The sequence below is a fragment of the Halobacillus litoralis genome (genome assembly GCF_009856355.1).
Taxonomy (GTDB): Bacteria; Bacillota; Bacilli; order Bacillales; family Halobacillaceae; genus Halobacillus; species Halobacillus litoralis_B.
Map to the genome: position 1 here is coordinate 38,934 of NZ_WMEW01000017.1, position 20,208 is coordinate 59,141.

Genomic DNA, 20,208 nt, shown 5'->3' on the forward strand with positions numbered 1-20,208 from the left:
TATTGACTTTTCATCATACCGTTCGAAGGTTTTCTTAATAAAGAAAAACACCCCCACATAGACATGGAGGTGTTTTCCATAAAGCAGGGCATATGGCGCTGCTTTATTTTATATCACACACCTCGGCAGGAATTTAAGCGGAAGACCGCCCCTGCTGTCTACGGTATAACGTATTCTTTTTATACAACGCTATTTAGTATAAAACACTAATAACGGAAAGTCAACACTTTTTATTACTTCGTGTAAGCAGAAACGTCTACTTTGATTCCAGGCCCCATCGTAGATGAAACAGCAGCGTTACGCATATAAGTTCCCTTAGCAGCCTGTGGCTTCGCTTTAACCAATGCATCTGTAATGGCAGCGAAGTTTTCAGCCAGTTTTTCTTCATCGAAAGAAGACTTACCGATTGGAACGTGAATGTTTGCTGCTTTATCAACGCGGTACTCTACTTTACCAGCTTTGATTTCGTTCACAGCTTTTTCAACTTCGAACGTTACCGTACCGGTTTTAGGGTTTGGCATAAGACCTTTTGGTCCAAGTACACGACCAAGTTTACCAACTTCAGCCATCATGTCTGGTGTTGCAACAACAACATCAAAATCGAACCAGCCTTGGTTGATTTGGTTAATCAAGTCCTGCTCTCCTACGTAGTCTGCACCAGCAGCTTCAGCTTCCTTCGCTTTATCACCTTTAGCGAAAACAAGCACACGCTGGGATTTACCTGTACCGTGTGGAAGCACCATCGCGCCACGGATCTGCTGATCCGCTTTTTTAGGGTCTACACCCAGACGGAAAGCTGCTTCAACAGTTTCATCAAAGTTAGCTTTTGAAGTTTCTTTTACAAGCTTGATCGCTTCCTGCACATCGTAAGCTTTTGTACGGTCAACAAGTTTTTGAAGTTCTTGCTGCTTTTTCGTTTTTTTAGCCATTTTAATTTCCTCCTCTTGTGGTTTTAACGGATTTTCCTCCCACGAATAAAGGTTGCGAAAGAGTCACAAGCTCCATTTCCGCAACCTTCTCCTATCTCCATGTGACGCTGTGGGATTAGTCTTCGATTGTGATTCCCATGCTGCGCGCTGTACCTTCAACCATGCGCATAGCAGCTTCAACGTCAGCCGCATTTAAATCAGGCATTTTCGTTTCTGCGATTTCGCGAACTTGGTCACGTTTAACAGAAGCAACTTTGTTACGGTTCGGCTCACCGGAACCTGATTCAATACCAGCCGCTTTCTTAAGAAGAACAGCAGCAGGTGGAGTTTTAGTAACGAATGTAAATGAGCGGTCCTCATATACGGTAATTTCAACCGGAATAATCGTACCCGCCTGTTCCTGCGTACGAGCGTTAAACTCTTTACAGAAACCCATGATATTGATACCTGCTTGACCTAGTGCCGGTCCTACTGGCGGCGCTGGGTTAGCTTTACCCGCAGGGATTTGAAGCTTAACTACGTTAATTACTTTTTTAGCCACGAGACACACCTCCTTAAAGTCCGTGATGTGGTAATAGGGATTCACCCTCCCACTCCATTGCGATATGCAAAAACCTGTATTTTACAGGGCGCATATAGAACATAAAAATTCTAGCATCTTTAACTCTAATATGCAAGGGGAGAGATGAATTTTATAATTTTTCGATTTGAGTGAAGTCCAACTCGACCGGCGTTTCACGTCCGAACATATTGACGTGGACTTTAACCTTCTGCTTATCTGTGTCAATGTATTCGATCGTACCGGTGAAGTTGGCAAAAGGCCCATCTGTTACTGTAACACTTTCCTTCACCTCAAAGTCAACCTCTGCCTTCGGCTGTTCGTTCATACCCATCCGCTTAAGGACGGTTTCTACTTCCTCTGGGAGTAGAGGAATCGGCTTGGATCCTGAGCCTGTGGAGCCGACGAATCCGGTTACACCCGGTGTGTTCCGAACGACATACCAGGAATCATCCGTCATAACCATTTCCGCAAGAACATAGCCTGGGAAGACCTTCTTCTTCGCGATTTTCTTTTTGCCGTTTTTAATTTCAGCTTCCTCGTCTTCCGGGACAAGAACACGGAAGATTTTATCTTCCATACCCATTGACTCCACGCGCTTTTCAAGGTTTGTCTTCACCTTATTCTCATAACCTGAGTACGTGTGCACTACATACCATCTTTTTTCCATAATCACAGGACAAGTGCTTGCCCTTCCCTCCCTTGTATTAGAGTGATGAAAAATTCTCCAACATGAAAAAACCCGCGGAACGGGTTTTTTGTAAGTCTATCTCCTATTATAGCATAAAATCCACTCTACTATTCTTGAGCAATGAGTTCAAGCACCTGGGAAATCCCAAGATCAACAATAGCAAAGAACACAGCTACGAAAGCGACCGTTCCGAGAACGGTAATGGTGTAACGCGTCAATTCCTGACCCTTCGGCCAGCTGACCTTCTTCATCTCCCGTGCTACATTCTTGAAGAACTTAAACATGCTGCAATACCCCCAAACTTGCGCCATCCGGCTGCTTCTCTACTTTGTCTCCCGGTGCAACGTGTGTTTCCCACAGTTTTTGCAGAACTTACGTACCTCGAGACGTTCAGATTGGTTGGAACGATTTGTATATGAACTATAATTTCGATTGAGACATTCTGTACAAGCTAATATTACTTTTTTCCGCATTTCCGTCGCCTCTCTTTTAAGAGGTTTACACATACTCATTTAATGTAGCATTCAAAGGTTACGGTGTCAATGCAGCGTTCAGAGCGTGATTTCACTGATCTCCAGGTACTTTTCAAGCTTCCTCTTCACCCGCTGCAGCGCATTATCAATAGACTTCACGTGTCTGTCGAGCTCTATTGAAATTTCCTGATAGGAGCGTCCATCCAGGTACAATGTAAGAACCTTTCTTTCAAGGTCGCTCAGCAGTTCGGACATTTTCTCTTCCATATCAGCGAATTTTTCTTTATTCACAATTAATTCCTGAGGGTCAATGGCTTTGGAACCGGCGATGACATCAAGCAGGGTTCTGTCTGATTCTTCATCATATATCGGCTTGTCCAAAGAAACGTAGGAGTTTAATGGGATATGCTTCTGTCTGGTGGCGGTTTTAATGGCGGTGATAATCTGACGGGTGACACACAGTTCTGCGAATGCTTTAAAAGACGAGAGTCTGCCTTCACGATAATCGCGGATGGCTTTGTAAAGGCCTATCATACCTTCCTGAACAATATCTTCTCTGTCGGCTCCAATAAGAAAGTAGGTTCGAGCCTTTGCGCGCACAAAATTCTTGTACTTATTGATCAAATAGTCAAGCGCCTGGACCTGTCCTTGATTAATCCTCTCAACGATCGCTTCATCATCAAGCTTGCTAAGATCCAACTCACTGCTGCTTTTCTCCGTTTGTAAGATGCTCACACAGGATCCCTCCGACCGTGCTACCTAAATATAGCAATATTATACAGTAAGCGCTTGAAAAGCGTCAACAAGTTGTCAGAATTATTTATCTCCTCGCCGCCATTTCTCAAAGAGTTCCCGCATTTCTTTATTGATGGGAATCTTGGATTGATACGGGTACAAGTTATGGTTTTCTACGTCTTTTTCAATCTGGTTTTCTATATTCCGCACTTCAATATAAAGCTCGCGGGCCGATTTCCGGAAAGCTCCCTGGCCGAAGATCGTACGCTGCTCGGCATAATCCGATGTCGCCACATACACCTGTGTGCGGACATCGTTTAAGTCACCTGCTAATTTTTCGATACGTTCATCCGCCGTTTCATTTTCTTTTGTAAAGATGACTTCCACTTTGTAATTTTTATGTTTTTTTTCAAGACCACGGACATGATAGGCGTCGAATACGATAATGATCCTGTCACCGGTGTAGGATTGATACTCCGCCATCATTTCGATTAACAGATCCCGGGCCTGGCCGAGATCCTTATCCCTTAATTTCACCAGTTCCGGCCAGGCTCCGATCATGTTGTAGCCGTCAACAATTAATACAACCATCCGTCACTCACCCAGCGGATGCCGTTTGCGATGGACTTCGTACATAAGCAGAGATGCCGCAACGGAAGCATTCAACGAAGTTACTTTACCAGCCATCGGCAGGCTGACGGTCCAGTCGCATTTGTCTTTTGTCAGGCGGCTCATACCACGGCCTTCACTTCCAATCACAAGGGCAATCGGCATGCTGCCGTCCAGCTGTCTGTAATCCTCTGTACCCTCTGCATCTGTGCCGACAACCCAGACGAACCGTTCCTTCAGTTCATCAATCGTACGTGCCAGGTTGGTGACACGTGCAACCGGGATGTATTCGATCGCTCCTGTCGACGTTTTTGCCACAGTGGCCGTAAGAGCAACGGACCGGCGTTTGGGAATGATGACGCCATGAGCCCCGGCTGCATCTGCTGTACGCAGGATGGACCCAAGATTATGGGGATCTTCAATTTCATCACAGATAATGAAAAACGGTGCCTCTCCTTTTTCCTCCGCTTTGGCAAACAGGTCTTCAATGTCGGCATAGTCATAAGCCGCAACGGAAGCTGCTACACCCTGGTGGCTGCCGTCCACGAGCTGGTCAATTTTTTTCTTCGGTACCTTCTGAACGTTGACTCCCTGTTCTTTAGCCAGCTGCTCCAACTTTTTGAAAGCCTGGTACTGGAGCTGATCGGATACCATCACCTTGTTGATGGAGCGTCCGGACCGCAGCGCTTCCTGCACCGGGTTTTTCCCTATGATCCATTCTCCGTTTGTCATGAATGTTCGCTCCTTTCTTCTACGTGCTTTTCTACGTGCTTTATGGAATAGTCAATCAGAGTTTCCAGTCTTTCGGTACGACCGGATAAATACAAAAAGCCGAGCACGGCTTCAAATGCTGTGGAGTAACGATAAGTCTGGACATTCGTGCTTTTCGGTACAGACCCGGATTTGGCGTTGCGCCCCCGTCGGAGGACACCCTGTTCCTCCTCCGTTAATAGGCCATCCTCCTGCCAGGCTTGGACAACAGCGGCCTGCGATCCAGCTGATACGAACTGGACCGCTGCCTGATGAAGCTGCTGTGGTTTTACTTCTCCTTTTTCCAAGAGGTGGTGCCTGACATAGAGTTCATACACGGAATCCCCCATATAGGCGAGAGCCAGACTCTTCATCTGTTTAATATCCTTCATGCCTTCAGCCCCGCTTCCAGCGCGTTCCCTGTGATGTATCCTCCAGGATAATATGACGGTCTTTCAGCTCATCACGGATCTGATCGGCACGCTCAAAGTTACGGTCTTTCCTAGCTTGTTTACGCTCTTCAATCAATGCATCGATTTCTTCATCAAGAAGATCTGTTTCTTCTCCAATTTGAATACCAAGTACACCCATCAGTTCTGCCAGCGTCTGTTCAAATGCATCAAGCACATCGACATGTGTCTGACTTTCCTGTAAGTAAAGGTTGGCGGCCTTGGTGAGATCGAAAATGACAGAAATCGCATTCGCCGTATTAAAATCATCGTCCATTTCCTTAATGAACTGTTCCTTGAATCCCTGTACCTTCTCCAGCCACTCATCACGGTCTGCCTGCAGGCTCATAGACGTATCTTTGCGGTGGCGGACATTTTCATAAGCGTTCTGAATCCGCTCGAAACTGCTCTTGGCCCCTTTCAACAACTCATCACTGAAATTGATCGGATGACGGTACTGGACACTCAGCATGAAGAAGCGGATAACTTTCGGATCATGCTTTTTCACAAGATCATGAGCAAGAATAAAGTTTCCGAGGGATTTCGACATTTTTTCGTTGTCGATATTAATATACCCATTATGCATCCAGTAACGAGCAAAGGATTCTCCATTATGGGCCTCAGACTGTGCAATCTCGTTCTCATGGTGGGGGAAGGTAAGGTCCTGGCCGCCCGCATGAATATCAATCGTATCCCCGAGATACTTTTTAGCCATAGCCGAGCATTCTATATGCCAGCCCGGACGACCGGTTCCCCAGGGGCTTTCCCAGGTGATTTCCCCCGGCTTTGCATTTTTCCAAAGTGTGAAATCGAGCGGATCTTCTTTTTTATCTCCAACCTCAATGCGGGAGCCGGAACGAAGCTCATCCACGGACTGATGAGAAAGTTTGCCGTAATTGTCAAAGGAGCGGGTACGGAAATACACATCTCCGCCTGCTTCATAAGCGTATCCTTTATCAACGAGTCCTTGAATGAAGCTGATGATTTCTTCCATGTTTTCTGTTACGCGGGGATGATCGACCGCTTCTTTCACTCCAAGAGCACCGACATCCTCCTTGTAGGCATCAATAAACCGGTTGGCGATATCTGTCACGCCTTCTCCCATTTCGTTAGCCGCTTTAATCAATTTGTCATCCACATCTGTAAAGTTAAGCACATAGTGGACATCATAGCCGCGGTATTCAAAATAACGGCGGACGGTATCGAAGACGATGGCCGGGCGGGCATTTCCGATGTGGATGTAATTGTAAACGGTCGGTCCACACACATACATCTTTACCTTGCCTTCTTCAATGGGTGTAAATGGTTCTTTCCTTCGCGTTAAAGTGTTATATACGTTAATCGCCATTGGTCTTCACTCCTTCTTTCTCTTTCAGCTGTTCACGCAGCTGCTGTATTTCTTTTTCGAGATTGTTCAGCCGGTCATAAACAGGGTCCGGCAGTTTATGGTGGTCAAGGTTTTTCTGGACTTTCCTGCCGTTCTGGATCACGACATGCCCCGGGATCCCGACGACTGTGGAATTGTCCGGGACGTCCTTCAGTACGACAGAGCCGGCCCCTACCTTGGAATTTTCTCCTATAGTGATGGATCCAAGAACTTTCGCTCCTGTAGCAACGAGGGAATTATCGAGCAGCGTCGGGTGGCGCTTGCCTTTTTCCTTCCCTGTCCCTCCGAGAGTCACACCTTGGAAAATCGTCACATTATCGCCGATTTCGCACGTTTCCCCGATGACTACACCCATGCCGTGGTCGATAAAAAAGCGGCGGCCGATCTTTGCGCCCGGATGGATTTCGATTCCGGTTAAGAAGCGGCTCCACTGGGATATCAAACGGGCAGGAAAAAAGAATTTCCTCTTGTGAAACGCATGGGCCACCCGGTGGCCCCAGATGGCGTGGAGGCCGGAATAGGTAAGAATGACTTCAATGTAAGAACGAGCAGCAGGATCCTGATCAAACACGACATCCACATCTTCCTTGAACATTTTAAAAAGCCCCATACTTGCTCCCTCCTTTGGATAACACAAAGCAGAAAAAAAGCGCCCCTGTGCCTTAGGCACAGAGACGCTTGAACGTGGTTCCACTCTGTTTGGGAAACATGAAATCCTTTCCCCTCTCAAGCCTTGATAACGGCAGGCGGCCGCTTCAGCCTACTCATATTCAGCGGAAGACTCCGAGGTGCATTTCAAGGAACTCTCTACAAATCACTTCCAGCCCAGGGTGATTCTCTCTGCAGAAGAGGTGGTTCCTTTACTTCTCCTCATCAACGTTTCGTATAGGTAACTCTACTATATGATATTATTTCCTTCCTGTGAACGAATTAAGCTTGTAATTTGCTTAATACATCATCCAGGCGGACGGTAACCGTTTCAAGTCCAAGCAGATGAATCGCGTCAGGAAGCTCAGGACCGTGTGTCTGACCGGTTGTAGCGACACGGATCGGCATGAAGAGTTTCTTCCCTTTATGGCCGGTTTCTTTCTGCACCGCTTTAACTTGAGCTTTAATGTTGGCCGGCGTGAACTCTTCCAGATCCTGAAGGTTCTTCTTGAATGTTTCAAGCACCTCAGGCACCTGCTCGCCCTGAAGCACTTCCATAGCCGCTTCATCGTACTGAATTTCCTGTTTGAAGAAAAGCTCCGTCAACTCGACGATTTCTGCTCCGTAGTTCAACTGCTCCTGGTAAAGGCCGATAAGTTCCTTCACCCATTGATGGTCTGCTTCACTCATGTCTTCCGATACGCGTCCGGCTTTCACAAGATGAGGAAGAGCAAGCTCGACGACCTGATCAAGGTCTGCGGCTTTAATATACTGGTTGTTCATCCATTTCAGCTTCGCCGCATCAAAGACAGCCGGGGACGTGGAGAGACGATCGGCATCGAAAATATCGATCAGCTGCTCCTGCGTAAAGATTTCCTCTTCACCGACCGGGGACCAGCCAAGCAGGGTGATGAAGTTGAACAGCGCTTCCGGCTTGTAGCCAAGATCATTGTATTGGGAAATGAACTGAAGAATATGCTCATCACGCTTACTCAGTTTTTTACGGTCTTCGTTCAGGATCAGCGTCATGTGACCAAATTTCGGAGCTTCCCATCCGAATGCTTCATAAACCATCATCTGCTTCGGTGTGTTGGAAATGTGCTCTTCTCCACGCAGCACGTGGGTGATTTTCATAAGGTAATCATCAATGGCTACAGCAAAATTGTACGTTGGAGTCCCGTTTTTCTTAACGATGACCCAGTCTCCAAAATCACTGGATTCAAACGTAATATCACCCCGTACAATATCATTGAACGTGTACGTATGGTTCTCCGGCACACGCAGACGGATACTCGGTTCGCGTCCTTCTGCTTCAAATTCAGCGACTTGTTCCTGTGTCAGGTTTCTGTGCGCTCCGGAATACTTAGGAGCTTCTCCGCGCGCCATCTGCGCCTCGCGTTCCGCTTCCAGTTCTTCGGCTGTCATATAGCATTTGTAAGCCAGACCGCGCTCCATCAGCTCGTCGACATACTTTTTGTAAATGTCCAGACGCTCCATCTGACGGTAGGGGCCGTACTCTCCGCCCAGATTCGGACTCTCATCCCATTCAATCCCGAGCCATTTCAAATAGTCGAGCTGGCTTTGTTCGCCGCCTTTCACATTCCGTTTTTCATCGGTATCCTCGATGCGGACAACCATTTTCCCTCCTGCGTTCTTTGCAAACAGGTAATTGAACAATGCTGTTCTGGCATTTCCGATATGAAGATATCCTGTTGGACTTGGTGCATACCGCACACGTACTTCGTTTGTCATAATTGTTCTCCTTTCCGGTAACCGGTCATAATCCTAGACTTATTTTATCATTTTCCCTCAGGATTGTGGATTCTTTTGCAACAGAACAACCGCCTGGGCCGCAATTCCTTCTTTTCGGCCGGCAAAGCCGAGCTTCTCTGTCGTTGTCGCTTTCACATTGATAAGATCGATCTCTGTCTGGAGCAGATCAGCAATGTTTTCTCTGATTTGTTCGATATAAGGGGCCATTTTAGGAGCCTGCGCAATGACCGTACAGTCCATATTTCCAAGCGTGTACCCTTTTTCCCCGACGATTTTCCATACATGCTGAAGAAGACGGCCGGAGTCTGCATCCTTAAACTCCGGGTCGGTATCCGGAAAATGTTTCCCGATATCCCCTTCCCCGACAGCTCCAAGACAAGCATCCGCAATCGTATGAAGCAGAACATCAGCATCGGAGTGTCCGAGAAGCCCTTTTTCATACGGAATCTCGATTCCCCCGATGATACACGGACGCCCTTCTGTCAGCTGGTGTACATCAAAACCTTGTCCAATTCGAAACATGGCGTGTGTCTCCTTTTCCTTTTGATTATTCAAATAGGCCTCCGCCTTATGTAAATCCTCAGGAGTTGTCAGCTTAATATTGTCGTAACTTCCTTGAACAACCGCTACTTCTTTTCCGGACTGTTCCACTAATGACGCATCATCTGTACCGTAGTATCCACGTTCCCGCGCCTCTTCATGCGCTCTGGTAATCAGATCATATTGAAAAGCCTGCGGCGTCTGTGCGGCCCATAGTTTGTTACGGTCGAGAGTTGTCAGCCTTGTGCCCTCTTTCTGTTTAATCGTATCCGTGACTGGGACGGCCAGCAGGGCGGCCCCTTTATCTACAGCCGTTTCTGCCAATGTATGAAGGCTTTCCTCCATAACAAATGGACGTGCTCCGTCATGAATCAGCACAGGAAAGGTTTGATGGCGCACAGCGGAAAGTCCTTCGTACACACTGTCCTGACGCTCCGCTCCCCCATCCACAGCCCTGATGGGTGTGGACGATGGAAAACGCTCCAGCAGAGCTTCCATCTGCTCCCGCTCCTGTTCATTCGTAACGAGAATGATCTCCTCACACCAGGTATCTCTTTCAAAGACAGCTAATGTATGAAGAACCAGAGGTTTATCATTAATGTTTATAAATTGTTTATTGTGCCCTGCACCCATCCGCTTTCCCTGTCCGGCCGCAAGCACAATCGCTGTGTATTTTATCATAATATCCACCTTGAGCGAGATAGTGTTGTGAAATTCCCCATAAAAGAACAAAAGCGATAACATACGTGTTATCACTTTTGTTTTTCTCTATTTAGTTTATACCGTTTTTAAAGGGCTTTTTCAAGTGATTTAGGCTTTGCGAAAATCATGCGCCCTGCTGATGTCTGCAGGACACTGGTGACCACCACTTCGATCGTCTTGCCGATGAAGTCTTTCCCTTCCTCAACGACGATCATGGTCCCGTCATCCAGATAAGCGACACCCTGATTCTGTTCTTTCCCATCTTTGATTACCTGGATCGTCATCTCTTCACCCGGTAGTACGACAGGCTTCACAGCATTGGCAAGATCATTAATATTCAGCACCTGAACATTTTGAAACTCACAGACTTTATTCAAGTTAAAGTCGTTGGTTACGACGATCCCGTCGGTGACTTTTGCCAGTTTCACAAGCTTACTGTCTACTTCCTGGATATCCTCAAAATCGCCTTCGTAGATCTCGACATTGACAGGAAGATCTTTCTGCAGGCGGTTTAAAATATCCAGGCCTCTGCGGCCGCGGTTTCTCTTCAGCCCGTCGGAGGAATCAGCAATATGCTGAAGCTCTTCCAGTACAAACTGGGGGATGACAATCGTCCCTTCCAAGAAGTGCGTCTCACAAATATCTGCGATTCTTCCATCAATGATGACGCTGGTATCAAGAATTTTCTGCTTTGGAATCAAGGACTCATCCACGGACGCTCCCGAAGAGCCTTCCGTTTCGTCCTCCGCTTTTTTCTCCTTTTTGGAAACGAGATTCAAAAATTCATCTTTACGCTTAAATCCGACCTGGAAACCGAGGTACCCAAGCAGCACAGTCAAAGCGATCGGCACGACCTGGTTGATGACCTGGATTTGAATATCCTGGACAAACACGTTAATCAAGTACGCAATCAGCAGTCCAACGATTAAACCTAAACTTCCGAACAGTAAATCAGCGACAGGTGCCCGGACAAGAGAATCCTCCACCCATCGAATGAAATCCACAATATAATCTACGATCCAGAATGTTAATAAAAATAAAATAAGTGCTCCTATTACAGCTCCCATGACAGCTTGAATCCAGGTCTGCCACGTAAGCCCCATGGTTGTAAACAGTTCAGGGAAATAGAGGTAACCGATGGTTCCGCCGGTAATAACAATAAACAACTGTACAATACGTTTAAGCACTTGCATTCACCTCCTCAAACACAGTATGACCAAACCTCACAACCATTAATCATATAAAAAGGAATGATGGTCTTAAACTTAGCATAACTTCCATTTTTAGTCAATGAGCAAAACATTCATCATACCATATTTATTTTAAATAAGTCAATGTTCTTATATATGACGATCTACAAACAGTTGTTCCTGTATGCGGTCGAGACCGTCTCTGATCTTCGCTGCCCGTATTTCTCCTACACCATCCACTTTCACGAGATCTTTCGGAGAAGCCTGGATCAAATCGTCGAGTGTGCTGAACCGCTCCACCAGATGTTCGATAATTAAAAATGGAAGGCGCGGAATACGGCTGAGAATACGATAGCCGCGTGGGTGGACCGGGTCGGAAAGTTTCGTCCCCGTTGAATACCCCAGCAGTTTCAGCACCTGTTCATCAGAGAGCAGTTCCGGATTGGTCACTTCCTGCATCTTTTTCAAAATGTAGTATGGTTCGTAATCCGGCCGGCGGCTGTAATCCTTCATAAGAAGCTCCGCCTCTTCCTCTATGTTGGAGACAAGTTCTGTGAGCTGGAGCTGAATCAGGCGCCCTTCAATTCCGAGCTCATTCACATAATTTAATATTTCCGTTTTTGTACGTAGAACCATTTCAATCCGGTGGACCACCTGAACGACCTCGGAAAAGGAAACCATGTTCTCAAATTCCATTGCTCCAAGATTAGTCACGCTTTGATCGAGCACGTTTTTATATTTTTCCAGTGTCTGAATAGCCTGATTGGCTTTTGTCAGGATGACGCCGATATCCTTCAATGAATACCGGAGCGAGCCTTTGTACAGTGTAATGACATTCCTCCGCTGGGAAATAGCAATGACAAGCGACCCTGTCTGCTTGGCCACCCGCTCAGCTGTCCGGTGACGCATACCTGTTTCATTGGATAGAATGTCAGGATCCGGCATCAACTGGGCATTGGCGTATAAAATTTTCGACGCCTCATCATTAAGGATGAGCGCCCCATCCATTTTAGCCAGCTCATATAAATGAGCAGGAGTGAAATCGGACTGGATGTGAAATCCCCCATCCACGAGTTCCCGCATTCCATCTCCATACCCAAGGACGATTAAGCCTCCCGTGTTTGCACGGAGGACATTATCAATGCCGTCCCTGAGTGGTGTCCCCGGGGCCACCAGTTTCAAAATGTCACCAATTCCGTTTTCCTTGATTTCGTGCCATTCCATTTATGTCTCCCCCAATGTGACCTTCATAGCTTCCTGGACGGTGCTGACTCCAATCACTTCAATCTGGGTGGGCGGCGTCCAGCCATCCATATTCTTTTTAGGAATGATGACCCGTTTGAATCCAAGTTTCGCTGCTTCCTGAACGCGCTGCTCAATCCTTGCTACACGACGGATTTCACCAGTCAACCCGACTTCCCCGACGACTACATCATCTCCGTTGGGAGACTGGTTGCGGAAGCTTGAAGCAATGCTGATCGCCACAGCAAGGTCAATGGCTGGTTCATCCAGCTTCACACCGCCGGCCACTTTGACGTAGGCATCCTGATTCTGAAGCAGAAGACCGGCCCGTTTCTCTAGAACCGCCATCAGCAGCGGGACCCTGCTGTTATCAAGACCCGTGGCCATACGCCTTGGGTTCCCATAAGCCGTGGGAGAAATGAGGGCCTGAATCTCAACGAGCACCGGGCGCGTCCCTTCCATGGAGGCCACAACAATCGAACCAGCCGCTCCCTGTGACCGCTCCTCAAGAAAGATCTCCGAAGGATTCAGCACTTCTTCAAGACCCTTTTCCTTCATCTCGAAGATCCCCATTTCATGGGTGCTTCCGAAGCGGTTTTTTACACTTCTCAGAATACGGAAGGTGTTATGCTGCTCCCCTTCAAAGTAAAGGACGGCATCCACCATATGCTCGAGAAGACGAGGCCCTGCGATCGATCCTTCTTTAGTAACATGCCCCACAATAAAAATCGGGATACCTTTACTTTTAGCAATTCTCATCAATTGACTCGTACATTCTCTCACTTGGGAAACGCTCCCGGGTGCAGACGTGACATCCTCTTTGAATATCGTCTGAATGGAGTCAATGACAACGAATTTCGGATCAATCTGTTCTATCTGATTCATGACGTCTTGAAGGTTCGTTTCGGACAATACGTAGAGTTCATCAGACGTGATGCTCAAACGTTCCGCTCTCAGTTTCGTCTGCCGGGCCGATTCTTCCCCTGATATGTAGAGGACTGGAAAATCTTTATCAGCGATTTGTGCGGAAACCTGAAGGAGTAATGTTGACTTACCGATACCCGGGTCTCCCCCGATTAAAACTAAGGACCCCGCAACAATACCGCCGCCGAGTACACGGTTAAGTTCAGGCATATCTGTCGGCATCCGCGGCTCTTTCTGTGATTTGATCTGTGTTATCTTTTCAGGTTTTGCTGCTGCCGTAGTGGAACTTGTCTGGAATACGTGACGGGAATTGGCAGCTGGAGCCGACATTTCCTCCACAAGCGTGTTCCACTGATGACACGCCGGGCATTTCCCCATCCACTTTGGTGTTTCATATCCACATTCCTGGCAGACAAACTTTGTCTTTCTTTTTGCCAAGAGATCACCTCTTCTATTCCTATGATTGTATACGAAAAAGATTGTGAGGAAGTTTCACAGTCTTATCATTTTTATTAAATGTTGTGATTCAAATCATACCGGAATAAGAAAAAAATCGGAAGGCAGACACCTTCCGATTCTTTACTCATGCAGTCAGCTTGTTGAAGACTCCTGCTGCGTATGAACAACGAAGTTCTTTTCGTCATCCAGATCAATTTTCACTTTCTGCCCTTTGGCAATGTTTTCTTTAAGAAGCTCTTCGGACAACAGATCCTCGACGTTTTTCTGGATGGAACGGCGCAGTGGTCTTGCCCCGTACTCCGGATCGAAGCCGGAATCTGCGATATGGGTGATCGCTGCATCTGTAAGCGTGAAGTCGATTTCCTGCTCCAACAGGCGTTTGCGGAGCTCTTCCGCCATAAGAACAACGATGTCCTTCATGTGCTTCTTCTCAAGGGAATGGAAGACGATCGTTTCATCGATCCGGTTCAGGAATTCAGGACGGAAGGCTTTCTTCAAGGCATCCGTAACTTTGGACTTCATGTCCTTGTAATCCTGATCGGCTTCTCCCATAGAGAATCCAACATATTTATTCTGCTTAAGCTCCTGGGCCCCAACGTTGGATGTCATAATCAGCACCGTGTTACGGAAATCGACGACGCGGCCCTTGGAATCTGTCAAACGACCATCTTCCAGAACCTGCAGAAGGATGTTAAAGACTTCCGGGTGTGCCTTTTCAATTTCATCCAGAAGAACGACGGAGTAAGGCTTGTTACGCACTTTCTCAGTCAGCTGGCCGCCTTCATCGTAGCCGACATAGCCTGGAGGAGAACCAACGAGACGGGACGTGCTGTGTTTCTCCATGTACTCGGACATGTCGATACGGATCATAGCATCTTCCTCGCCGAACATGCTTTCTGCAAGGGCACGGGCCAGTTCGGTTTTACCTACACCTGTAGGTCCAAGGAAGATGAAGGAACCAATTGGACGCTTCGGATCTTTCAGACCGGCACGGGCACGGCGGATCGCCTTGGAAATAGCTTTCACCGCTTCTTCCTGACCAATGACACGGTTATGAAGCGTTTCTTCAAGGTTCAACAGCCGCTCACTTTCATCTTTGGTCATCTTGGAAACAGGAACGCCGGTCCAGACAGAAACGACGGAGGCGATATCCTCAACAGTGACTTCAGAGTCTTCCTGTCCCTGCTTTTCCTTCCACTCGTCTTTCGTCTGTTCCAGTTCGTCACGAAGACGCTGCTCGCTGTCGCGAAGGGAAGCGGCCTTCTCGAATTCCTGGCTCTGTACAGCGGCATCTTTCTCCTTGCGAACCTCTTCAAGCTTCTGTTCCAGCTCTTTTAAGTTCGGTGGAGCTGTGTAGGAACGCAGTCTCACTTTGGATGCTGCTTCATCAATCAAATCGATCGCTTTATCCGGAAGGAAGCGGTCAGTGATATAACGGTCGGAAAAACGGACGGCAGAATCAATGGATTCATCTGTAATCGTCACACGGTGATGCGCTTCATAGCGGTCACGCAGTCCCTGAAGGATCTGTACGGACTCGTCAAGCGTCGGCTCATCCACCTGTATTGGCTGGAAGCGCCGCTCGAGAGCTGCGTCTTTTTCAATATACTTACGGTATTCATCGAGGGTTGTCGCACCAATACACTGAAGCTCACCACGGGCAAGTGACGGCTTAAGGATATTGGAAGCGTCAATGGCACCTTCGGCCCCACCGGCGCCGATCAGCGTATGAAGCTCATCAATGAATAGGATGATGTTGCCGGCCTGTCGGATTTCCTCCATGACTTTTTTCAGACGGTCCTCAAATTCACCGCGGTATTTCGTACCAGCGACAACCGTTCCCATATCAAGGGTCATCACGCGTTTTTCACGAAGAATTTCAGGTACTTCGTTATTCATGATCTGCTGAGCAAGGCCTTCAGCAATGGCTGTTTTACCAACACCCGGTTCACCTACAAGAACCGGATTGTTCTTCGTACGGCGGCTCAACACTTGAATAACGCGTTCAATTTCCTTACTGCGGCCGATCACGGGATCAATGTTTCCTTCCTTCGCAATCGCCGTTAAGTCGCGGGCAAGCGAGTCAAGGGTCGGCGTATTCGCATTCGCCGCCTGAGCTCCTGAGCCGCCTCCTCTGCGGTTCTGCCCTCCTGTGGACTCATTGTTCCCAAGAAGTTGAAGAACCTGCTGACGGGCTTTATTCAAGCTCACACCAAGGTTGTTTAATACTCGCGCCGCTACTCCCTCTCCTTCGCGGATCAAACCGAGAAGAATGTGTTCGGTTCCGACGTAGGAATGACCAAGCTTGCGCGCTTCATCCATGGAAAGCTCGATCACCTTTTTCGCACGCGGTGTATAGTGAATCGTCTGGGAGACTTTCTCTCCCTTGCCGATCAACTTCTCGACTTCCTGCTGGATTTTAGAGGACTCCAGACCTAAAGCCGTTAAAGCTTTGGCTGCAATGCCTTCTCCTTCACTGACTAGTCCAAGCAGAATATGTTCTGTTCCAATATTGTTGTGTCCTAAACGGACGGCTTCTTCCTGCGCTAAAGCAAGTACTTTCTGCGCTCTTTCTGTAAATCGCCCAAACATCATGGACATTCCCTCCTAACATTATTCTTTATGCTCAAGCTGGAGCCTCTCACGGATGAGCGAAGCTCTCCTTACATCCCTCTCATCTGGGGATAACGTCGTTTCAGCGTACTGCTGTAGAAACCCCGGCTGTGTCAAAATCACCAGTTCATTCAGAATCGTTCTCGGAATATGGTCAATGAGACCAAGGTCAATACCAAGCCGGAGATCAGATAAGCATTTCGCCGCCTCTTTCGATTCAATAATGCGGCTGTTGGTCAGCACCCCGTAGGATCGGAAAATCCGGTCCTCCAGGCGGACACTGGAGCGGTGCATTAACGTTTCCCTAGCTTTCCTCTCCTGGTCAATCAACTGTTTTACGACACTATGGAGATCCTCCACGATGTCTTCCTCTGATTTCCCAAGAGTAATCTGGTTGGATATTTGAAAAATACTGCCCAGTGCTTCACTGCCTTCTCCATAAATCCCTCTTACCACGAGGCCCAGCTGGTTAATCGCCGGAATCATCCGGTTGATCTGCTGGGTCATGGACAAAGCAGGAAGGTGCATCATGACGGAAGCCCGCATTCCTGTTCCTACGTTTGTAGGACAAGCCGTAAGATATCCGCGTTTCTCATCGAAGGCATAATCCACTTTTTCCTCAAGCCAATCATCCAGCTGGCTGGCCTGTTCCAGTGCTTTATCGAGCTGAAAACCCGGGAAATATAATTGTATGCGTACATGGTCTTCTTCATTAACCATGATGGAAACCTGTTCATTTTGAGAAATCAGTGTGGCTGAGTTTTCGGAGTGCTCAGCCAGGTGAGGGCTGATTAAGTGCTTTTCTACAAGCACTCTTTTCTCAACAGGTTGAAGATCCCGCATCCGGACCAGTTCAAAATCCTTGTAATCCCGGAAAGACGTCTGCTGAAAGTTTTCTTCGAAATAAGCCAGAACCTTACTTAAGGTTTCCTCTCTTGCAATGATGGGAAAGGGGTGGTCTGCAAAATTCCGGGCAAGGCGGATACGGCTGCTCATCACAATATCACTGTCCGGGCCCTCCTGTTTCATCCAAGGGCTGATTGCTTCATTAATAAACTGTTTCAGGGACATTACTCTTCACCACCCTCATCCTGATGAAGTTCGTTCTCTAATGAACGTATCTTATCTCTACATTTCGCTGCTTCTTCAAATTCTTCCTGCTCGATTAATTGTCGAAGATTATTTTTATATTCTTCAATTTCTTTTTTCAGATGAAGGTTTCCGCCTTCTCTCTTCGGTATTTTCCCATCATGACGGGTGTTTCCGCTGTGTACCCGTCTTAATATCGGGTTGAGCCGGTCATCGAAGGTTTCATAACAGACCGCACAGCCGAACTTGCCGATTCTCGCAAATTCATTATAAGTAAGTCCGCAGCTGGGACATTTTAATGACTCTTTTTTCGGATGTGTTTGAGGACTCTGCCCCTTAAATGGAGAAGGGCCCTCAGAATGAAAAAGCCCGGAAAGCAGATCGTTCAGCGAAAAGTTTTCTTCACCATAATTCATATAGCCATTGTCCTTTGCACACTGCTCACAGACGTGAATTTCGGTTTTTTTACCGTTTACCACCTGCGTCAGGTGCACCGTTGCCGGGCGCTGATGACATTCCTGGCATTCCATCTGAATCTCTCCCTTCAGTCAGCATTTGTATTTAAGGGTAAACAACATCGCTTTCATAATCCGCGACCGAATTTCATCCCGGACGGGCAGAGGGAACGCCAGAACGTCACGGTCAATAACACTCTGGAGCAGCTTTCCTTCTCTCAACGTAATCACATCAAACTCGACAAGGCGTGCAAGGACGTCTTCCGCCTGAGATTGAGAGACCCGCGGATGAATGAGGTGCATCACATCTTCGATCATTTCAGAATCCTTGCGATGCTGGATCCGGCTGATGCGGATATACCCTCCACCTCCACGCTTACTTTCAACGATATAACCCTTTTCCACTGTAAAACGTGTCTTAATCACATAATTGATTTGAGATGGAACACACTGAAACCTTTCAGCCAGTTCACTACGCTTAATTTCAATGGTCTGCTTATGACTTTGATCAAGTATATCTTTTAAATAATCCTCAATAACGTCGGATATATTCCGCATCGTCCCTCCCCCTTCTTCTGACTTTGACTATCTTTGACTTTAATTTTATTATACTCAATTTTTATCAGTACGCAACTATCTTGTTTGTTTAATACACACCATCTATGTTTCCCCGATTGAACTTGAATTAAAACAAAAAATCTACACAGATCTCTGTGTAGATTTCATGGATAATCATGTCCGCAGCCTTCCACTCCTTTAATAGACGTAATCTCAGCCAACAGTCTTGACCGGTTGAGGCCCGGCTGTTTTTCAAGCTGAATGATCACTCTCTTCTGCTCTCCGTCAAGAGATTTTACATCCATGCTTCGGATATCCAGACTCTCCTGGTCAAATAAAGAGAGCAGCTGGTGAATCTGCAGATCTTTTTTTATTGTAATATGAAACGTGGGACCGCCATTTAATTTTTCCTTTTCCACTTTATTCAACAGAATCAGACTGATCAGCACAAAAAAGGTCGTTACTGTCGCAACATCATACATCCCTGCACCAACAACGAGACCAATACCTGCAACCGTCCATATAGAAGCTGCGGTTGTCAGTCCGCGGATGGTTATACCATTGACGATGATTGTACCTGCGCCCAGAAAACCGATACCACTGATCACATAGGAAGGAATACGGGCAGGATCAAAACGGACATTGTCATACTCCTCCATGAATGTTTGAAATCCATATAAGGAAAGGAGCATCATCATACAGGCCCCGACCCCTACAAGGATATGCGTCCGAAATCCAGCGGAATGATTTTTCAATTCCCTCTCAAACCCGATAAGTCCAGCCAGGAGTAATGCAAAAAACAAGCGGAAGATAAACATGAGGATATCCTCATGAAAAAAATAAGACCAACTCATAACTGACCTCCTTTACTAAGCAATCTATTCTTAATAGAAAAAAACCAGAAGTATTTACTTCTGGTTTTCTGGTTGACGTGGCAGCGTCCTACTCTCACGGGGGTAAACCCGACTACCATCGGCGCTGAAGAGCTTAACTGCTGTGTTCGGCATGGGAACAGGTGTGACCTCTTCGCCTTCACCACCACATCGATATAAAGTTTGAGGTGAACCCTCAAAACTGGATAAGGAAACATTTATTGATCAAACATCATTCACGAAGTTCAGTCCGGCTGCAACTCCTAAATCCTCGCTGTTCTAAGCACACCTTCTTCAAGACTGAAAAAACACAGCCTTTACGAATGTTTGCTTAGCCAGTCGGATTTGACCAGTCGCTTTCGCCTTCTTTACATAGATAAGTCATCGATCCATTAGTATCCGTCAGCTCCACGTGTCACCACGCTTCCACCTCGGACCTATCAACCTCATCGTCTCTGAGGGATCTTATCTGCTCGAAGCAGAGGGAAATCTCATCTCAAGGGGGGCTTCATGCTTAGATGCTTTCAGCACTTATCCCGACCACACGTAGCTACCCAGCGA

21 protein-coding genes, 2 rRNA genes and 2 other annotated features are annotated in these 20,208 nt (G+C 47.1%); all 23 genes read right to left on the reverse strand.

Annotation, left to right across the window (positions count from 1 at the left end):
- Positions 1-33: 33 nt before the first annotated feature.
- Positions 34-182: a sequence feature (ribosomal protein L10 leader region), on the reverse strand.
- A 51-nt stretch (positions 183-233) separates the two neighbouring features.
- Positions 234-929 carry a 50S ribosomal protein L1 gene (gene rplA, locus GLV97_RS18135; protein ID WP_027953435.1) on the reverse strand — a complete coding sequence of 232 codons (696 nt, stop codon included), beginning with the start codon at positions 927-929 and terminating at the stop codon, positions 234-236.
- 115 nt (positions 930-1,044) lie between these two features.
- Positions 1,045-1,470: a 50S ribosomal protein L11 gene (gene rplK, locus GLV97_RS18140; RefSeq protein WP_027953436.1), complete on the reverse strand. Its 426-nt coding sequence runs from the start codon at positions 1,468-1,470 to the stop codon at positions 1,045-1,047.
- Between the two features lie 151 nt (positions 1,471-1,621).
- Positions 1,622-2,158 (reverse strand): transcription termination/antitermination protein NusG, encoded by a 537-nt coding sequence (gene nusG / locus GLV97_RS18145; RefSeq protein ID WP_160839845.1) that lies wholly within the window; start codon positions 2,156-2,158, stop codon positions 1,622-1,624.
- Between the two features lie 128 nt (positions 2,159-2,286).
- Positions 2,287-2,463 (reverse strand): preprotein translocase subunit SecE, encoded by a 177-nt coding sequence (gene secE / locus GLV97_RS18150; RefSeq protein WP_027953438.1) that lies wholly within the window; start codon positions 2,461-2,463, stop codon positions 2,287-2,289.
- A gap of 39 nt (positions 2,464-2,502) precedes the next feature.
- Positions 2,503-2,652: a 50S ribosomal protein L33 gene (gene rpmG, locus GLV97_RS18155; protein WP_160839846.1), complete on the reverse strand. Its 150-nt coding sequence runs from the start codon at positions 2,650-2,652 to the stop codon at positions 2,503-2,505.
- Positions 2,653-2,730: 78 nt separating this feature from the next.
- Complete coding sequence (gene sigH, locus GLV97_RS18160) at positions 2,731-3,387, reverse strand: RNA polymerase sporulation sigma factor SigH (protein WP_160839847.1); 657 nt, start codon at positions 3,385-3,387, stop codon at positions 2,731-2,733.
- Between the two features lie 81 nt (positions 3,388-3,468).
- On the reverse strand, positions 3,469-3,978 hold the full coding sequence (locus tag GLV97_RS18165; protein WP_160839848.1) for an NYN domain-containing protein: 510 nt from the start codon (positions 3,976-3,978) through the stop codon (positions 3,469-3,471).
- Between the two features lie 3 nt (positions 3,979-3,981).
- Positions 3,982-4,728 carry a 23S rRNA (guanosine(2251)-2'-O)-methyltransferase RlmB gene (gene rlmB / locus GLV97_RS18170; RefSeq protein WP_160839849.1) on the reverse strand — a complete coding sequence of 249 codons (747 nt, stop codon included), beginning with the start codon at positions 4,726-4,728 and terminating at the stop codon, positions 3,982-3,984.
- The gene (locus GLV97_RS18175; RefSeq protein ID WP_160890270.1) at positions 4,725-5,138 is read right to left on the reverse strand and encodes a Mini-ribonuclease 3; all 414 of its coding nucleotides are present in this window, start codon (positions 5,136-5,138) and stop codon (positions 4,725-4,727) included. Before GLV97_RS18175 ends, rlmB begins: the two co-directional genes overlap by 4 nt.
- A gap of 4 nt (positions 5,139-5,142) precedes the next feature.
- On the reverse strand, positions 5,143-6,543 hold the full coding sequence (gene cysS / locus GLV97_RS18180; protein WP_160839851.1) for a cysteine--tRNA ligase: 1,401 nt from the start codon (positions 6,541-6,543) through the stop codon (positions 5,143-5,145).
- The gene (cysE, locus tag GLV97_RS18185) at positions 6,533-7,192 is read right to left on the reverse strand and encodes a serine O-acetyltransferase (RefSeq protein ID WP_160839852.1); all 660 of its coding nucleotides are present in this window, start codon (positions 7,190-7,192) and stop codon (positions 6,533-6,535) included. Before cysE ends, cysS begins: the two co-directional genes overlap by 11 nt.
- Before the next feature lie 57 nt (positions 7,193-7,249).
- Positions 7,250-7,468 (reverse strand) — a binding site (T-box leader).
- Positions 7,469-7,512: 44 nt separating this feature from the next.
- A complete protein-coding gene (gltX, locus tag GLV97_RS18190; RefSeq protein WP_160839853.1) occupies positions 7,513-8,982 on the reverse strand; it encodes a glutamate--tRNA ligase in 1,470 nt (489 codons plus the stop codon).
- Between the two features lie 57 nt (positions 8,983-9,039).
- A complete protein-coding gene (locus GLV97_RS18195; protein WP_306462713.1) occupies positions 9,040-10,287 on the reverse strand; it encodes a bifunctional 2-C-methyl-D-erythritol 4-phosphate cytidylyltransferase/2-C-methyl-D-erythritol 2,4-cyclodiphosphate synthase in 1,248 nt (415 codons plus the stop codon).
- A gap of 44 nt (positions 10,288-10,331) precedes the next feature.
- The gene (locus GLV97_RS18200; protein ID WP_160839855.1) at positions 10,332-11,432 is read right to left on the reverse strand and encodes a PIN/TRAM domain-containing protein; all 1,101 of its coding nucleotides are present in this window, start codon (positions 11,430-11,432) and stop codon (positions 10,332-10,334) included.
- A gap of 153 nt (positions 11,433-11,585) precedes the next feature.
- Positions 11,586-12,659 (reverse strand): DNA integrity scanning diadenylate cyclase DisA, encoded by a 1,074-nt coding sequence (gene disA / locus GLV97_RS18205; RefSeq protein WP_160839856.1) that lies wholly within the window; start codon positions 12,657-12,659, stop codon positions 11,586-11,588.
- The gene (radA, locus tag GLV97_RS18210) at positions 12,660-14,039 is read right to left on the reverse strand and encodes a DNA repair protein RadA (protein ID WP_160839857.1); all 1,380 of its coding nucleotides are present in this window, start codon (positions 14,037-14,039) and stop codon (positions 12,660-12,662) included. It lies immediately after the preceding gene.
- Between the two features lie 153 nt (positions 14,040-14,192).
- Positions 14,193-16,655: an ATP-dependent protease ATP-binding subunit ClpC gene (clpC, locus tag GLV97_RS18215; protein ID WP_160839858.1), complete on the reverse strand. Its 2,463-nt coding sequence runs from the start codon at positions 16,653-16,655 to the stop codon at positions 14,193-14,195.
- 18 nt (positions 16,656-16,673) lie between these two features.
- Positions 16,674-17,744, reverse strand: coding sequence for a protein arginine kinase (locus tag GLV97_RS18220; RefSeq protein WP_160839859.1), 1,071 nt, complete (start codon positions 17,742-17,744; stop codon positions 16,674-16,676).
- Positions 17,744-18,292 carry a UvrB/UvrC motif-containing protein gene (locus GLV97_RS18225; protein ID WP_160890271.1) on the reverse strand — a complete coding sequence of 183 codons (549 nt, stop codon included), beginning with the start codon at positions 18,290-18,292 and terminating at the stop codon, positions 17,744-17,746. Before GLV97_RS18225 ends, GLV97_RS18220 begins: the two co-directional genes overlap by 1 nt.
- Before the next feature lie 18 nt (positions 18,293-18,310).
- Complete coding sequence (locus GLV97_RS18230; RefSeq protein ID WP_160839861.1) at positions 18,311-18,775, reverse strand: CtsR family transcriptional regulator; 465 nt, start codon at positions 18,773-18,775, stop codon at positions 18,311-18,313.
- Between the two features lie 164 nt (positions 18,776-18,939).
- Positions 18,940-19,629: an MgtC/SapB family protein gene (locus GLV97_RS18235; protein WP_160839862.1), complete on the reverse strand. Its 690-nt coding sequence runs from the start codon at positions 19,627-19,629 to the stop codon at positions 18,940-18,942.
- A 75-nt stretch (positions 19,630-19,704) separates the two neighbouring features.
- Positions 19,705-19,818 (reverse strand): 5S ribosomal RNA (gene rrf, locus GLV97_RS18240).
- Positions 19,819-20,019: 201 nt separating this feature from the next.
- Positions 20,020-20,208, reverse strand: a 23S ribosomal RNA gene (locus tag GLV97_RS18245); the annotation flags it as partial.

What these genes read in the sequence shown, in the direction of transcription:
- rplA (WP_027953435.1), bottom strand. Translation starts at nt 929, where the DNA reads ATGGCTAAAAAAACGAAAAAGCAGCAAGAACTTCAAAAACTTGTTGAC.
- nusG (WP_160839845.1), bottom strand. Translation starts at nt 2,158, where the DNA reads ATGGAAAAAAGATGGTATGTAGTGCACACGTACTCAGGTTATGAGAAT.
- secE (WP_027953438.1), bottom strand. Translation starts at nt 2,463, where the DNA reads ATGTTTAAGTTCTTCAAGAATGTAGCACGGGAGATGAAGAAGGTCAGC.
- rpmG (WP_160839846.1), bottom strand. Translation starts at nt 2,652, where the DNA reads ATGCGGAAAAAAGTAATATTAGCTTGTACAGAATGTCTCAATCGAAAT.
- GLV97_RS18165 (WP_160839848.1), bottom strand. Translation starts at nt 3,978, where the DNA reads ATGGTTGTATTAATTGTTGACGGCTACAACATGATCGGAGCCTGGCCG.
- rlmB (WP_160839849.1), bottom strand. Translation starts at nt 4,728, where the DNA reads ATGACAAACGGAGAATGGATCATAGGGAAAAACCCGGTGCAGGAAGCG.
- GLV97_RS18175 (WP_160890270.1), bottom strand. Translation starts at nt 5,138, where the DNA reads ATGAAGGATATTAAACAGATGAAGAGTCTGGCTCTCGCCTATATGGGG.
- cysS (WP_160839851.1), bottom strand. Translation starts at nt 6,543, where the DNA reads ATGGCGATTAACGTATATAACACTTTAACGCGAAGGAAAGAACCATTT.
- cysE (WP_160839852.1), bottom strand. Translation starts at nt 7,192, where the DNA reads ATGGGGCTTTTTAAAATGTTCAAGGAAGATGTGGATGTCGTGTTTGAT.
- gltX (WP_160839853.1), bottom strand. Translation starts at nt 8,982, where the DNA reads ATGACAAACGAAGTACGTGTGCGGTATGCACCAAGTCCAACAGGATAT.
- GLV97_RS18195 (WP_306462713.1), bottom strand. Translation starts at nt 10,287, where the DNA reads ATGTTATCGCTTTTGTTCTTTTATGGGGAATTTCACAACACTATCTCG.
- disA (WP_160839856.1), bottom strand. Translation starts at nt 12,659, where the DNA reads ATGGAATGGCACGAAATCAAGGAAAACGGAATTGGTGACATTTTGAAA.
- clpC (WP_160839858.1), bottom strand. Translation starts at nt 16,655, where the DNA reads ATGATGTTTGGGCGATTTACAGAAAGAGCGCAGAAAGTACTTGCTTTA.
- GLV97_RS18220 (WP_160839859.1), bottom strand. Translation starts at nt 17,744, where the DNA reads ATGTCCCTGAAACAGTTTATTAATGAAGCAATCAGCCCTTGGATGAAA.
- GLV97_RS18225 (WP_160890271.1), bottom strand. Translation starts at nt 18,292, where the DNA reads ATGGAATGCCAGGAATGTCATCAGCGCCCGGCAACGGTGCACCTGACG.
- GLV97_RS18230 (WP_160839861.1), bottom strand. Translation starts at nt 18,775, where the DNA reads ATGCGGAATATATCCGACGTTATTGAGGATTATTTAAAAGATATACTT.
- GLV97_RS18235 (WP_160839862.1), bottom strand. Translation starts at nt 19,629, where the DNA reads ATGAGTTGGTCTTATTTTTTTCATGAGGATATCCTCATGTTTATCTTC.